Annotated in this window: 12 protein-coding genes; 3 read left to right on the plus strand and 9 right to left on the minus strand. The window is 55.0% G+C overall.

What is annotated here, in order from left to right; all coding sequences use genetic code 11:
• Positions 1-69 precede the first annotated feature (69 nt).
• Positions 70-2,256 (plus strand): ATP-dependent DNA helicase DinG, encoded by a 2,187-nt coding sequence (gene dinG, locus V1587_RS09125; RefSeq protein ID WP_395314568.1) that lies wholly within the window; start codon positions 70-72, stop codon positions 2,254-2,256.
• Here dinG and V1587_RS09130 read toward each other — a convergent pair.
• From V1587_RS09130 to V1587_RS09150, 5 genes are all read right to left on the minus strand, one after another.
• On the minus strand, positions 2,243-2,746 hold the full coding sequence (locus tag V1587_RS09130) for a fimbrial protein (protein ID WP_371898533.1): 504 nt from the start codon (positions 2,744-2,746) through the stop codon (positions 2,243-2,245). The two genes, dinG and V1587_RS09130, sit on opposite strands and share 14 nt — an antisense overlap.
• Positions 2,743-3,738, minus strand: a complete 996-nt coding sequence (locus V1587_RS09135; protein WP_371898532.1) for a fimbrial protein — start codon at positions 3,736-3,738, stop codon at positions 2,743-2,745. The genes V1587_RS09130 and V1587_RS09135 overlap by 4 nt, the downstream gene beginning before the upstream one ends.
• A gap of 17 nt (positions 3,739-3,755) precedes the next feature.
• The gene (locus V1587_RS09140; protein ID WP_371898531.1) at positions 3,756-6,299 is read right to left on the minus strand and encodes a fimbria/pilus outer membrane usher protein; all 2,544 of its coding nucleotides are present in this window, start codon (positions 6,297-6,299) and stop codon (positions 3,756-3,758) included.
• 25 nt (positions 6,300-6,324) lie between these two features.
• On the minus strand, positions 6,325-6,999 hold the full coding sequence (locus V1587_RS09145) for a molecular chaperone (protein ID WP_371898530.1): 675 nt from the start codon (positions 6,997-6,999) through the stop codon (positions 6,325-6,327).
• A gap of 62 nt (positions 7,000-7,061) precedes the next feature.
• Positions 7,062-7,598, minus strand: a complete 537-nt coding sequence (locus V1587_RS09150; RefSeq protein WP_371898529.1) for a fimbrial protein — start codon at positions 7,596-7,598, stop codon at positions 7,062-7,064.
• Positions 7,599-7,867: 269 nt separating this feature from the next.
• Here V1587_RS09150 and ybiB point away from each other — a divergent pair, with 269 nt between their 5' ends.
• Positions 7,868-8,830: a DNA-binding protein YbiB gene (gene ybiB / locus V1587_RS09155; RefSeq protein WP_371898528.1), complete on the plus strand. Its 963-nt coding sequence runs from the start codon at positions 7,868-7,870 to the stop codon at positions 8,828-8,830.
• Between the two features lie 117 nt (positions 8,831-8,947).
• On the opposite strand, the gene ybiJ is transcribed toward ybiB, so the two are convergent.
• The 3 genes from ybiJ to mcbA form a co-directional block, all read right to left on the minus strand.
• Positions 8,948-9,208: a DUF1471 family protein YbiJ gene (gene ybiJ / locus V1587_RS09160; RefSeq protein ID WP_023310874.1), complete on the minus strand. Its 261-nt coding sequence runs from the start codon at positions 9,206-9,208 to the stop codon at positions 8,948-8,950.
• Between the two features lie 285 nt (positions 9,209-9,493).
• The gene (locus V1587_RS09165) at positions 9,494-9,760 is read right to left on the minus strand and encodes a DksA/TraR family C4-type zinc finger protein (protein WP_371898527.1); all 267 of its coding nucleotides are present in this window, start codon (positions 9,758-9,760) and stop codon (positions 9,494-9,496) included.
• A gap of 122 nt (positions 9,761-9,882) precedes the next feature.
• A complete protein-coding gene (mcbA, locus tag V1587_RS09170) occupies positions 9,883-10,149 on the minus strand; it encodes a DUF1471 family periplasmic protein McbA (protein ID WP_371898526.1) in 267 nt (88 codons plus the stop codon).
• A 243-nt stretch (positions 10,150-10,392) separates the two neighbouring features.
• Between mcbA and rlmF the strand changes: the two genes are divergently transcribed.
• Positions 10,393-11,304, plus strand: coding sequence for a 23S rRNA (adenine(1618)-N(6))-methyltransferase RlmF (rlmF, locus tag V1587_RS09175; protein WP_371898525.1), 912 nt, complete (start codon positions 10,393-10,395; stop codon positions 11,302-11,304).
• Positions 11,305-11,352: 48 nt separating this feature from the next.
• Here the strand turns inward: rlmF and ybiO are convergent, their stop codons facing one another.
• Entirely contained in the window at positions 11,353-13,566 is a 2,214-nt protein-coding gene (gene ybiO, locus V1587_RS09180; RefSeq protein ID WP_371898524.1) for a mechanosensitive channel protein, read from the minus strand.
• Between the last annotated feature and the right edge of the window lie 93 nt (positions 13,567-13,659).

The raw sequence follows: 13,659 nt of genomic DNA on the forward strand, positions 1-13,659 counted from the left end.
TTTCTTTTTGCGGCAGTGAAGAGAAAGTGCCACAATAGTGTCTGTTTATACAGTATTTCAGGTTTTCCGATGGCTTTAACCGCTGCGCTCAAGGCGCAAATAGGCGCATGGTACAAGGCGCTACAACAGCAGATCCCCGACTTTATCCCCCGAGCGCCGCAGCGGCAGATGATTGCTGACGTGGCAAAAACGCTCGCCGGGGACGACGGGCGACATCTGGCGATTGAAGCGCCGACCGGCGTTGGGAAAACCTTGTCGTATCTCATTCCCGGCATCGCGATTGCGCGGGAAGAAGACAAAACGCTGGTGGTCAGCACCGCCAACGTGGCCTTGCAGGATCAGATCTTCAGCAAAGATTTACCGCTGCTGCGCAAAATCATCCCCGACCTGCGGTTTACGGCCGCCTTTGGGCGCGGTCGCTACGTCTGCCCGCGCAATCTGGCAGGGCTTGCCAGCAGCGAGGCGTCGCAACAGGATCTGCTGGCTTTCCTCGACGACGATCTCACGCCAAACAACAAAGCCGAGCAGGAGCTCTGCGCAACGCTGAAAGGCGATCTCGATGGCTACAAATGGGACGGCCTGCGCGATCACACCGATAAAGCCATCAGCGACGATTTGTGGCGCAGGCTCAGCACGGACAAAGCCAGCTGCCTGAACCGCAACTGCCACTACTATCGCGAGTGCCCGTTTTTTGTCGCCCGGCGTGAAATTCAGGAGGCGGAGGTGGTTGTGGCAAACCACGCTCTGGTGATGGCGGCGCTGGAGAGCGAAGCGGTGCTGCCGGAGCCGAAAAACCTGCTGCTGGTGCTTGACGAAGGCCACCATCTGCCCGACGTGGCGCGCGACGCGCTGGAGATGAGCGCGGAAATTACCGCGCCCTGGTTCCGCCTGCAGCTGGATCTCTTCTGCAAGCTTGTCGCCACCTGCATGGAGCAGTTCCGCCCGAAAACCACGCCGCCGCTGGCGGTGCCGGAGCGGCTGAGCGACCACTGCGAAGAGGTTTACAGCCTTATCTCGTCGCTGAACAACATCCTGAATCTTTATCTTCCCGCAACCCAGGAAGCGGAACACCGCTTTGCGATGGGCGAGCTGCCGGACGAGGTGATGGAGATCTGCCAGCAGCTGGCGAAGCATCTCGAAAAGCTGCGCGGGCTGGCGGAGATGTTCTTAAACGATCTCAGCGAGAAAACCGGCTCGCATGACGTTGTTCGCCTGCACCGTATCCTTTTGCAAATGAACCGTGCGCTCGGCATGTTTGAAGCGCAGAGCAAGCTCTGGCGGCTGGCCTCGATGGCGCAGGCGTCGGGCGCGCCGGTCACTAAATGGACCACCCGTGAAGTGCGCGACGGGCAGGTCCATCTCTTTTTCCACTGCGTGGGCATCCGCGTGGCCGATCAGCTGGAAAAGCTGATCTGGCGCAGCGTGCCGCACGTGGTGGTCACCTCTGCCACGCTGCGTTCCCTGAACAGTTTTTCTCGTTTGCAGGAAATGAGCGGGCTTAAAGAGAAAGCGGGCGATCGTTTCGTGGCGCTGGACTCGCCGTTTAACCACTGCGAGCAGGGGAAGCTTGTCATTCCGCGCATGAAATTCGAGCCGCTTATCGACAACGTAGAGCAGCACATCGCTGAAATGGCGGCCTACTTTCGCGAGCAGGTCGAAAGTAAAAAGTACCCCGGCATGCTGGTGCTGTTTGCCAGCGGGCGGGCGATGCAGCGCTTCCTTGAGCACGTCACCGATTTGCGTTTACTCCTGCTGGTGCAGGGCGATCAGCCGCGCTACCGGCTGGTGGAAACCCACCGCAAGCGCATTGATAACGGCGAGCGCAGCGTGCTGGTGGGTTTGCAGTCCTTTGCAGAAGGTCTGGATCTGAAAGGGGACTACCTGACTCAGGTGCACATCCACAAAATCGCCTTCCCGCCCATCGACAGCCCGGTCGTCATCACTGAAGGCGAGTGGCTGAAAAGCCTCAACCGCTATCCGTTTGAAGTGCAAAGTTTACCTGCGGCGTCGTTTAACCTCATTCAGCAGGTCGGGCGCCTGATCCGTAGCCATGGCTGCTGGGGGGAAGTGGTGATTTATGATAAACGTCTGCTGACCAAAAATTACGGCCAACGGTTGTTAAACGCGCTGCCGATCTTTCCGATTGAACAGCCCGAGGTGCCCGAGGTGCCCGAGGTAAAAAAACGCCCGGCAACATTGACAGCCGGGCGTAAAAAAAGCCTCCGTGCTAAGGGGCGCGGTCCTACTGGTAAGTGAAGGTCACCTGCACCGCGCTGTTGAATGTGCCTGCGGTGACCGGCATTGAGGTAGCGTAATAGCGGGCGGCCAGCGGGAAATCTGCCGTGTGATAGTGCTGGTTGATCATCACGCTGAAGCTGGCGTCCGGGGCAAGCGAGATCTGATCCTGCGGGTCGGCAAGCTCCAGCGCCAGTCCTTTCGCGGTTCCTGTGCTGGCGAATTTAGTCGGATGAACGCTGTCTGGCTGACCGTGAAAGGTGGCCGTGGCCAGCACGGAAGTGGTTGGGCATTTCGACAGGGTTAAGTCGAATGATTTCCATTGTCCGGTATCGCCCACATCCTTAAAATCGCCGGTATTCGCTGTGCCCAGATTGACCGTCAGGTTCTGACTGGCGCTGTCCACCTGGCAGGCGTTGGCGTAAATGTTTCCGCGAATATCGAGTTGAATCTCTTCCGCCAGGCTCTGGCTGGCCACTCCAAGCAGTAAAAGGGTTAATAACGTTTTCATTTGTAAGCCACCGTAATGGTTGCGACGGCATTCGCCGTTCCGGGCGTTACCTCCGAGCTGGTTTGTTCGTAAGAGACGCTGAAGGGATATTGCGCCTGGACATTGGCATGGGCGGTTAAGGTATTCATATATTCCCCGAAAACAGGTATCCGGCCGTTAAAGAGCATTTTCACCCCCACGCCGGTCGCCACGCCGCTTTCCGGCGTTAATTTGATCACGCCAGGAAAATTCGTTTCATAGCCATTGGCGCTGGTGATCATCATCTCCGGCTCTACATCCTGATCGCAGAGCATGTCGACACTGAATGTCGATTGGGAAACCACGCTTCCTGCCCCGGTAAAGCGGCTCACCGGAAAATCACCCAGCGTGATGGTCAGGGATTTAGGTGACACCGTGCATGTCACAGCTTTTACCTGAACATTGCCTGAGTAAGAGAGGGTGTTAGGGTCACTCAGGGCCTCAATTTGTTCAACTGCAAGGTTGAATTGCGTATTGCTCATTGTCAGTGCGCCAGAAGCCACGGTTTCGCTGGTTTTTACCAGTTCCAGCATCACGTCAAAGCTAAACGGGATGGAAGAGTCGCTGTTTATCGTACCGGAGACCTGGCCTACGGGCATGTTCGCCGAACAAGTCTGGTCCGCCGCGCCGGTCACGCGCTGTCCTTTATCATTTCTTAGCGAGATGCCGATACCAGCAACGCCTGTTTCATAGACGCCGGGGATCCCGGGGATCTCTTTGCCGAAGCCGTTGTAGCACGCGATGATTGGCTGACCCGCATCCTGCGCGTAGTAACAGTTTCCCGATATGTGCGCAGTGCGTTCAGTTCCCGGAATAGTCGACCCCACGGGCAGGCTGGTGGGGACCGAAATCGACGTTAGTGATAGCAGAGCGGGCAGACTCGGCGATTGGCAAGAAGCTTTCGCATGCGGCATAAAGAGCGCGGCGGTCGCCAGAACTACAAGTAAGAAAAACGATTTTACTATCTTCATCATAATCGGTCCGGTGTTAATCAGTGACACTGCGCGGCAGCGTTAATAATGTTGGTGTCGTCCCTTCCTTGCATCAGGGCATAATCGGCGATGCAGTGCTCGCTCGCCTCCTTGCCCCATGAAACGAAAAGGCGTCCGTGCTGCGGCAGTCCGGTGAGATACACCAGGCCGTCATTGCCGACGATAAATTCACCGCTCTTATCTTCCGTAGTGACCGTTGCGCCGAAGGGCAGCGGTTTATCATTCCAGGAGAGGGTCATTAAGACGCGGTTGCCCACGCGAGTATTGAAACTGGCGCGAACCACTGCGCCACGGGTCGGCGTGACCGTCTGCGAGGCGTGCGTGACGTCGGCATCTTCTGGCAGTGTCTCCGTGTCCAGAGAAATCGGGTTATGACGCCACGGTGTCACAAAGGGCACGAGGGTATAGCCGCGAGAGTCGGTTACTACGCCCGTCTGATTCGCCACGTGGGTGCCGTGGGTGCCCGGCGCTTTGACCAGGACGATGGTTTCTCCCAATGACTGTCCAAGCGTAATGCCGTTGGCGTGAGCTACCACCCCCCCCTGAATCCCGGCGCTCACGGTTTGCTGATGACTGTCCTGACTTACGCCGCCGCGCACTTCACCGTAGGTGCCTTTGTAATCCGCATTCATGCTGGTGGCCGTGTTGTTGTTGGCGCGGTCGAGATTTTCCTGAATGTTCCAGCTCAGGTTGTCACCCTCCAGCGCCGTACCGTTCAAACCGAGGTTATGCGTGGTGCCGTCTTTACTGGTGTTCAGGCTGTAGTTTGCCCAGGTGTTAGGCAGCCAGCGGTCGAGTGGAACCGACACGTTGAGGCCAATTTGTCGGTCATAGCTGATGTATTTACCGTCCTCGTCCTTGTCGTCGCTGTTTTTATTGAGGCTGTAGCTCAGGCTATAGCTCACGCCATGCCAGCTGTTGTTGTAGTTAACACTCAGGGAGGTCATATCCTGACTCTGGCTCCAGTAACGCTCTTTCACCAGGCTTAGCGTCACCGAACCCCACTTGTCGCTCAACGTCTGGTCGATGGTCGCCTCCGCCCGTGAGCGGCGCTGCTGTGGAGCGGACCAGTCGTTTGCACTGGTCCAGGACTCCATGGTGTCCTGCAGGGTGTAAAAGCCTTTGCTGTTGTAGCGATAACCCGCCAGCGAGAAGCTAGTGCCGGTCGCGGTAAAATTTTTGCTGTAGCGCAGACGAAGGGATTGCCCTTTGCTGGTTTGGCGCTTTTTCAGTAACGCTTTGGCACGGGTAACGTCTACGGAGAACGCTCCGAGATCGCCAAAGTTTTTCCCCGCGCCGAGCGCGGCGGAGTGGTAATGCGAACTCTGCTGCGTACCGCCGTAAACGGTGACGCCGTGTGACAGGCCATAGATGGCGCTGCCCTGGGCGAAAGGGGTCTTCTCAACCTCTTTATCGTATGAACGGTAGCGCCCTGCAGCGACGCTGTACTTCAGGTGTTTTTCCCGCTGCAGCACCGGCACGGAGGCAAACGGCACCACGAAATGACTCTCGCTGCCGTCGGTCTCTTTTACCGTGACGTTCAGATCGCCGCTGCTGCCGGTCGGGTAGAGATCGTTAATCTCAAACGCGCCGGGGGCAACGGTGTTTTGGTAAATAACGTAGCCATTCTGGCGAACCACCACCTGGGCGTTGCTGTGCGCCGTACCGCGCACTACCGGTGCATACCCGCGCTCGCTGTCCGGCAGCATGTCGCTTTCGGTAGCCAGCTGTGCGCCAGTGTAAGAGACACTGTCGAAAACGTCGGCCTGGGTGCTGCTCTGACCCACAGTCATCTCGCTCTTCAGCCCCACTATATCGCGCTGGGCATAGGTATAGACCGGGGTCAGCTTGCCGTCGTCCTGACCGCCATCCGAATTGTGATTCCAGGTGCTGTAATTACGCACGCGCCAGGCTCCGGTATTGAAACCGGGGCGCAGGTTAATAAACTCACTGCTGTTGTCCGCTTCCCCTTGCTGGCGAACGTGGCTTTGGCTGGCGTTAACGCTATAGTTCAGGATGCCCGCGGTGATCCCTTCGTCATACTCTTTCGGATCGATGTAGCCGCGAGGCACCTGGCCCAGCGCCGACTGGGGAATACTCAGCAACAGTTGCTGGTTTTTGATGCGGAAAGTCGCCGAGGCCGAAGGGATAGCGCTGAGATCCGCGCATTCCCCTTTGGTCGCCAGCTTTGGATAATCTTTGGTTTTGATGCCCAGATGGGTTAATTCATCCAGGCTCAGGCAAGGCTTCAGGGAATCATCTCCCCGGGCATCTTTTTGTAATGTAAAAAGGACGTCATGGGTGTCGATTTTATTGTTATTGACGAACACCGTGACCTGATATTTACCTGGTGCCTGACCGGGACCGTGTTCATAAACAGAGAGATCCGTCTTTGCCTGTTCTGGATTATCAATATCCAGCAGAGCAGGGTTAAAATAATCATCAGCGTGGGCCTGCAGCGCACAGCATGTTACCGCTATTCCACAAAAAGTGGGCAGCATTTTACGCAGTCGACGTAATAGCGGTTGAGTTGTGCTGTACATGATTATCCAGGCGTCAAATAAAGTATTAACGAACGGATGCAGACCAGGTTTTACTGATGCTGCCGTAATCGGTAATAACCGACCAGCTTACGTTGTTACCGCTCATATTTGCCGGGAGGGCAAAGTGGGTAGAGGTATTTGGCACAGCCCAGGTTGCTTTTGCCACTTTTTGGCCGTTCAGCGTTACGCTCTGGAAATTCATATAGAAAGGCGTAGGGTTGTTTACCACCAGATCATTGCCTTCGCGGTGCCATTCCAGCTTATCAGCCACCGCTTCAGGTTTGCCTTTAATCGATGCAGGGCGATACAGCAATTTAATACGGGTATTAATGGCTATTTGTAACGTATTAACGCCTTCTTCATGGCTTGAAGAAGGAATGGCTTTAATATTTAACCAGTACAACGACTCGCGATCTTCTGGCATATTCTCGCTGGTGCGAACCACGCGCAACACGTTATCTTCTTTAGCGTTCAGACGGAACAGCGGTGGGGTAATCAGAAATGGCGCTTTATCGCCTTTTTTCAAACCGGTATCTACCCAGGACTGTACCAGATAGTTAATCTCGTCCGGATTGGAAATCCCAATCGAAGACTCTTTTTTCTCTCCCTGATAAACTAGTCGGGTACCATTAATAATCACACCTGCATGGGCTGTTACTGCAGTCAGTAAAAGTGCGCTTAATAAATAACTGTGTCGCATAAATATGTCTCAAATAAAGAGGAGATATTCGCGGGAGGGCGAATATCTCCTCATTGATCGTATCAGTTATAAATAACTGTAAAAGTAGAGGCTGAGTTAGCCTGGCCGGCAGTGATCGATGCCTGAGTCTGAATATAACGTGCACCAAACTCCAGATTATTTTCCGTCGTTCCAGCAGTTAAAGGATACTGCTTTGAAGGCGTATATAAACTGACGGGCTGTTCGGAAGAATCAACCAGCTGAATCGCCACGCCCGTTGCAGTCGTAGCACCCGTGGTCAAGGCCAGCGTGGTGTTATTATCCGCATCCGGCGTACCACCGAAGTTGATAGCTGCAGACGTGACCGTTTCCGGGCAGTCTTTTAACTTAATATCAAATTTCGTTAAGGTGCTGGTAGAGCCTACGCCGGTAAATGTTGTTTTGGAGACTTTGCCCAGCGCAACATTCAGCGGACTGCTTAAGCCGTTAACCACCTGACAGGCGGAATCGATAATTTCACCTGTGAAGTTAATTTGTCCTTCACCGGTGGATGCTGCGAAAGAAGATGCAGAGCATCCCAGAGCAGCAGTAATGAATAAACCTAAAGTGACTTTTTTCATATTTGAACCTGTATGTTTCTCCTTTCGATCTTTGCAGCTCGCATTGTTCGAAGTTATGTCTCAACTACTCACCGCTGGTTATTTAATCAGAAAATTCATGCCGGGAAAGGCTCCGCGCGGCTTCCGAATCACTCAATTAATTCTTGCAAAATAATTTATTTCTATAAAACAATTGATTATTAAAATACGCAGGACGGTCAAAATAACTAACAGCGGGGTCATCATCAGGGCTATATTGTTAGCAAGATAAGGCTGTCAGGAGGAATGTCGTGGATTATCGCAAAATTATCAAAGAGGTAGGGCGCGGGAAAAACCACGCCCGCGACCTGGACCATGAAACCGCTCGCGCGCTTTACACCCGTATGCTCGACGGCGAGGTACCGGACCTGGAGATGGGCGGCATCCTTATAGCGCTGCGTATCAAAGGTGAAGGTGAAGCGGAGATGCGCGGCTTCTATGAGGCGATGCAGGCGCAAACGCTGCGCCTGACGCCGCCGGTGGCAAAGCCGATGCCGATTGTGATCCCGAGCTATAACGGCGCACGCAAGCTGGCGAACCTGACGCCGCTGCTGGCGATCTTACTTCACAAGCTGGGGTTCCCGGTGGTGGTTCACGGGGTAAGCGAAGATCCCACCCGCGTATTGACGGAGACCATTTTCGGCATGTTGGGGATTGAGCCCACGCGCCATGCGGGGCAGGCACAGGCGAAGCTGGATGGCCATCAGCCGGTTTACATCCCCGTCGGTGCCCTGTGCCCGCCGCTGGAGAAGCAGCTGGACATGCGCTGGCGCATGGGCGTGCGCAACAGCGCACACACGCTGGCGAAACTGGCCACGCCGTTTGGCGAAGATGCCGCCCTGCGTCTTTCCAGCGTCTCGCATCCGGAATACGTGGCACGCGTGGGGCAATTCTTCGAGGCAATTGGCGGAAGGGCGTTGTTGATGCACGGCACGGAAGGTGAGGTTTATGCGAACCCGCAGCGCTGCCCGCAGGTGATGCTGATTGATTCCGCAGGCACGCGCGCCATTCTGGAGCGCGGGGAAGAGAATACCGGTGTGATATTGCCTGAGGCAAAAGATCCCCATACTACTGCCCACTGGATTGAGCAGTGCCTTGCCGGAAATGTTCCTGTTCCGCATTCGATCAAGCTGCAGATGGCCTGCTGCCTGCTGGCAACCGGGGAGGTTGATACGATCGAGGCCGGTCTCAAACGCGTGGACGCGGCGTTTTAGACAAAAAAAAGCCCGTCCAGTGGCGGACGGGCAAGCAAGGGTAACAACAACAGGGTCAATGAGGGTTGGAGCAGCTCACCAGAGGGTATGGCGAGGGTACAGCATTCATTCAGTCGATTATTTGTAGATAACCGCGGTACCGCTCAGCTTGTTATTGCCGTTAGCGGAGGTAATGGTGTATCCGCTTGCACCGGCAGCAGCGGCTTTCTCAGCCAGTTTGGCTTCCAGACCGTCCAGCGTGGTCGCGCCATCAGCACTCACCACACCGACTTTGTTCATGTTCTGTGCCTGAGTGGAAGAGACAGGCTCTACGGCGAAAGCGCCGAAAGACAGAGCGGACAGGGCAACAGCAGCTACAGCATATTTGATGGTTTTCATAATTAATCTCTCGCAGGTGTTTCTGTTAAGGGGACGATGTTCCGTCGATGTGATAAGTATCACGGTTTTTTGCGAGTGATAAAATCGAAGAGAATTGACGTGGTTGCTCAAAAAAATTGAATGACAAATAACTTATTGAATATTAATAAATTCAAAGTACCGCTTTACACTTCTTGCGGATGCGCTTTACAGAAGCGATAAGAATGGCACGTTTTGCTACGCGTCTGGCTAAAAACCGTGAGCGTAAAGGAACAAGCGGGCTCGGTTAGCCTGGGTAAAGTAAAGTCAACGTAACTGGCTGTCTTTCGAACCTCTGCGATTATATCCCGAGTGTGATGAGTTTTTCGAATCTTTCTGCTGCTGGCAGGTGATGCAAAGCCTTACGCCTGGGATGGCTTTTCGCCGCGCCTCCGGAATGGGGTCTCCACATTCTTCGCATTCCGTTAAGCTTTCGCCGCGCGGAATTTCACCGCGGGCACGCGCAACCGCATCTTCAATAGTACTGTTGATCTGTTCGTTAACAGCGTCGTCATTTGCCCAGCCGGAAGCCATAGCGTCCTCCTGAAATCGGTTTAGGTCATACCTTTACTATGGGGTTAAAAAATGAACAATCAAGCCGAAGGGAGAAGAGAACTGCACCCGTTGGGCAGATGCAGTCTTGGGAAAGAGGCCGGTTATTTATAGATAGTCGCAGTGCCGTACATGTGGTTATCTCCGCCTGCGGAGTTCACCACGAAACCTTTGGCACCTTCCTGGCGGGCTTTCTCGGCTAGTTTATTCTGCAGATCGTCAAGGTTACTGGCACGGCTTACCGAAACGGTGCCCGCAGGACGTAGCTGGCTGGTGTCAGTACTCTGGGTCAGCGACTGAACGGCCATGGCAGAAAAGGACGCCGTCGCCAGGGCGGCTGCGATAACAGCAAGGGTCAGGTACTTTTTCATAATCACATCCTCATGAGGAAACAACAGGTGATTCCCCTTAAGTTTAGAAGCCGGAGGAGTGTGACTTAGCGCAAATATTTGATGATGATCTGCTTATTTTTTGAACAACATGAATTGACATTTCGCTGACAGATCATAGACATAAAGGTGTTTGATTTATGTCGAATTTTTAATCGATGCAGAGAAAGATTTACCGTTGGGCCAGCAAAGGGTATCTTACGCCGCTGTTTAAAGGAGAACGCCATGACTTCCCAAAAGCCGGGATTGCACCCACGAAATCGCCACCGCAGCCGCTACGACATGAATGCGTTATGCCTGAGCTGCCCGCCGCTGCAGGACTACATTGTCCAGACCCCTGCGGGTGAGCCTTCGGTCAACTTTGCTGACCCGCAGGCGGTTAAAATGTTGAACAAAGCCCTGCTGGCGCATTTTTACGGTGTGGCGAACTGGGATATTCCCGAAGGCTTTCTCTGTCCACCTGTGCCGGGCCGCGCGGATTACGTTCATCACCTTGCCGACCTTCTTGCCGAAGGTAATGAGGGCGCTGTTCCACAGCAGGCCACGATTCTGGATATTGGCACCGGGGCGAATCTGATTTACCCGCTGATCGGCGCGCATGAATATCAGTGGCGCTTTACCGGAAGCGAAATCGGTGACGAGGCCTTTGCCAGCGCCCAGGCGATTATCAGCGCTAACCCGGGATTAAGCCGCGCCATTCGCCTGCGTCGTCAGAAAGATGCAGGTGCGATCTTCAACGGCATTATTCACAAAAACGAAAGCTATGACGCCACGATGTGCAATCCGCCGTTCCATGATTCGGCGGCATCGGCCCGTGCGGGCAGCGAGCGCAAGCGCCGTAACCTGGGTCAGGCTGAAGACGCCGCGCTGAACTTCGGCGGTCAGCAGCAGGAATTATGGTGTGAAGGCGGAGAAGTGGCGTTTATCCTGCGCATGATTGCGGAAAGCAAACAGTTTGGCCGTCAGGTGAAGTGGTTCACGACGCTGGTCTCCCGCGGAGATAACCTGCCGCCGCTCTACCGTGCGCTGACCGAAGCGGGCGCCGTAAAAGTGGTGAAAAAAGAGATGGCGCAGGGCCAGAAACAGAGTCGCTTTATCGCCTGGACGTTTATGGACAATAACAAACGTCGCAAATAGCACTCCGTCGTAGGCCGGGTAAGGCGAGGCCGCCACCCGGCAACCAGGCTACAGCGTCGGCTCCTGCGGTGGGAGCGGCGCTGCGGGCGGCGGTAGTACCTGATACGTCTGTACCGGCATCCGCACGTTCGCCAGATCAAAGTGTTTTTTCACCATGCTGTCGAGCGCAAAGCGCACCGTCCACTGCTTCAGCGGCTGGGTGGTGAACGACACGCGCAGGGTAAACGCCGTGTTCGTCAGCCCGACGATGCCGGCAAATGACGGCTCTCCAATCACCAGTCCGCGAATATCCTCCATCTGCATCAGATCTTCTACCGCATCGCGCAGCGCCTGCTTCGCTTTATCGGCATCCTCATGACGATCCACATCGTAGTTCGCTACCACGGAACCAATGCCGCGCACAAAGTTGGCGAAGGTGGTGATCGAAGACCAGGGAATAATGTGGTACGCCCCGGTGTCCTGGCGTACGCCCACCGAGCGAATCGACATTCTCTCCACGGTGCCGGTTAACGGCCCGATGGTCACCAGATCGCCCGTGTTCATCCCGTTCTCAAACTGAATAAAGATGCCGGTAATAATATCCTTCACCAGCGTTTGCGACCCGAAGGAGATTGCCAGCCCCAGGGCACCGGCACCGGCCAGCAGCGGGGCGATATTCACCCCGATTTCAGACAGCACAATCATGATGGTGATGGTACTGATAATGACCGCCAGCGCGTTACGGAACAACGTTAACAGCGTTCTTGCCCGCGCGCTGGGCAGGGGGCGGCCGTGGATATCCGACACCAGACGGTTCTCGATAAGGCTCGCCAGCAGCGTCCAGCCGACGGCAGAGAAGAACAAAATCAGCGCGATGCGAATCAGGATGTCGACCGTTTTTTCACCTGCACCGTTGTGCAGCCAGTTCCAGAAATCAAACAGGCTCCACGCATTCAGGAGCAGCATAATCGCCACGCAGACGGTGAGAATGCGCGCCACCTTCAGCGATACCGACATCCAGCCGTTTACCCGTTTTTGCAGTTCCGGGTAATTACGCTGTACCTGCGGCGACAGGGTGATGGTTTTCGAGATCCATCGCGACAGCAGCCCTGACACAAACGCCGCGATGCCGATAATGGCGAGGCTTTTGAACGTCGCTCCCATCATGAATTTCAGGCTATTGCCCGGGTCGAACAGCGAGAAGAAGCACAGTACGATGAAGTAGGCGCTTGCCAGCCAGTGCCACACCAGGGCGAAAGCGCGGATAAACAGGCTAAAAAACGAGAGGGAGCGATCGGCCAGATTCAGCAGGCTTTGGGTAATGGTTTTTTTATTGTGGAAGATCAGATACAGCGACCAGACGGTAATGCAGATCATGATAATGACGTTTGCCAGTGCGCCAAACTGGACGTTCACCTGGTTGGAGATGATCGGCACGGCAACCAGCAGACCGTAGCCAATCAGCCCGCTGAGCACGCTCAGGCGCAGCGCCCAGTACTTCGCGCTTTCATCCCGGATAGAGAAAGGACGCAGTGCCGGCACGTGGGGACAAAAGAGTAACCGCAGCAGCGCCTTGAAGAACTCAATCAGGGCAAAGGCATTCAGGAAAAGCGACTGCTGGAAGGCGATGGTTTTATTGCCTGCATTAAGCCTGTCGGCCAGCATCTGGCCTAAGAACAGCGTCAGCGCCAGCAGCAGTAAATCAATGATAAACGCTGAGGCTATCATCAACGGCAGGTGCAGCCAGCTGCTTTTCTGCTGATTCTTTCTGCGTCCCCATTGTCCCATTTTGCGGTACAACGGCCACGCGCACAGGCGCACCAGCCAGTAAAAAAGAAATACCGCACCGGCCAGCATCAGGAACTGCGTGGCGGCGGCGGTAAACGTTTGTGGGTTAAAGGGCTTGTGCGGTGAGCCAATCAGGTTGCGATAGAGCTGGGCAAAGCGCGAGGAAAGCGCTTCCCCATAGTGGCGGCTCACGTCGGTGACGTTTTCCAGTACCGTTTTTTGCTCCTCCACCTGGGGAGGAGTGATGACAGGCACCGGCTCCTGCGGCGGCGTGGCGGCCACTTTCCGCAGCTGGCTGATGAGTTCCTGGCGGGAGGTGTCGTTTTCAAGGACGTCGGCAAGCGCGCTATAGGCGGCTTTTTTCTGTTCGACATCGGGTTCAGGGGGCGGCGTACTTTGCTGGCTGGCGGTCGTTCCGGTGGTCACGCCGGGGATCGCGACGGCGAACGATGGCGCACTAAACAGGCTAATCAACAGCAACAGGATCCACGGCACGGCGTCCTCCGGTGAAAATGTCGAACAAAATGATAAGTATAGAAGTCGAGGCGAGGAGGGGGATTTTTGAGAACAATCTGGCGTAAAAAAGCC

Origin of the sequence: Enterobacter sp. ECC-249 (assembly GCF_043965265.1) — a bacterium.
Classification (GTDB): Bacteria; Pseudomonadota; Gammaproteobacteria; order Enterobacterales; family Enterobacteriaceae; genus Enterobacter; species Enterobacter quasiroggenkampii.

Coding starts and splice junctions, on each gene's coding strand:
- dinG (WP_395314568.1), top strand. CDS start 70: ATGGCTTTAACCGCTGCGCTCAAGGCGCAAATAGGCGCATGGTACAAG.
- V1587_RS09130 (WP_371898533.1), bottom strand. CDS start 2,746: ATGAAAACGTTATTAACCCTTTTACTGCTTGGAGTGGCCAGCCAGAGC.
- V1587_RS09135 (WP_371898532.1), bottom strand. CDS start 3,738: ATGATGAAGATAGTAAAATCGTTTTTCTTACTTGTAGTTCTGGCGACC.
- V1587_RS09140 (WP_371898531.1), bottom strand. CDS start 6,299: ATGTACAGCACAACTCAACCGCTATTACGTCGACTGCGTAAAATGCTG.
- V1587_RS09145 (WP_371898530.1), bottom strand. CDS start 6,999: ATGCGACACAGTTATTTATTAAGCGCACTTTTACTGACTGCAGTAACA.
- V1587_RS09150 (WP_371898529.1), bottom strand. CDS start 7,598: ATGAAAAAAGTCACTTTAGGTTTATTCATTACTGCTGCTCTGGGATGC.
- ybiJ (WP_023310874.1), bottom strand. CDS start 9,208: ATGAAAACCATCAAATATGCTGTAGCTGCTGTTGCCCTGTCCGCTCTG.
- V1587_RS09165 (WP_371898527.1), bottom strand. CDS start 9,760: ATGGCTTCCGGCTGGGCAAATGACGACGCTGTTAACGAACAGATCAAC.
- mcbA (WP_371898526.1), bottom strand. CDS start 10,149: ATGAAAAAGTACCTGACCCTTGCTGTTATCGCAGCCGCCCTGGCGACG.
- rlmF (WP_371898525.1), top strand. CDS start 10,393: ATGACTTCCCAAAAGCCGGGATTGCACCCACGAAATCGCCACCGCAGC.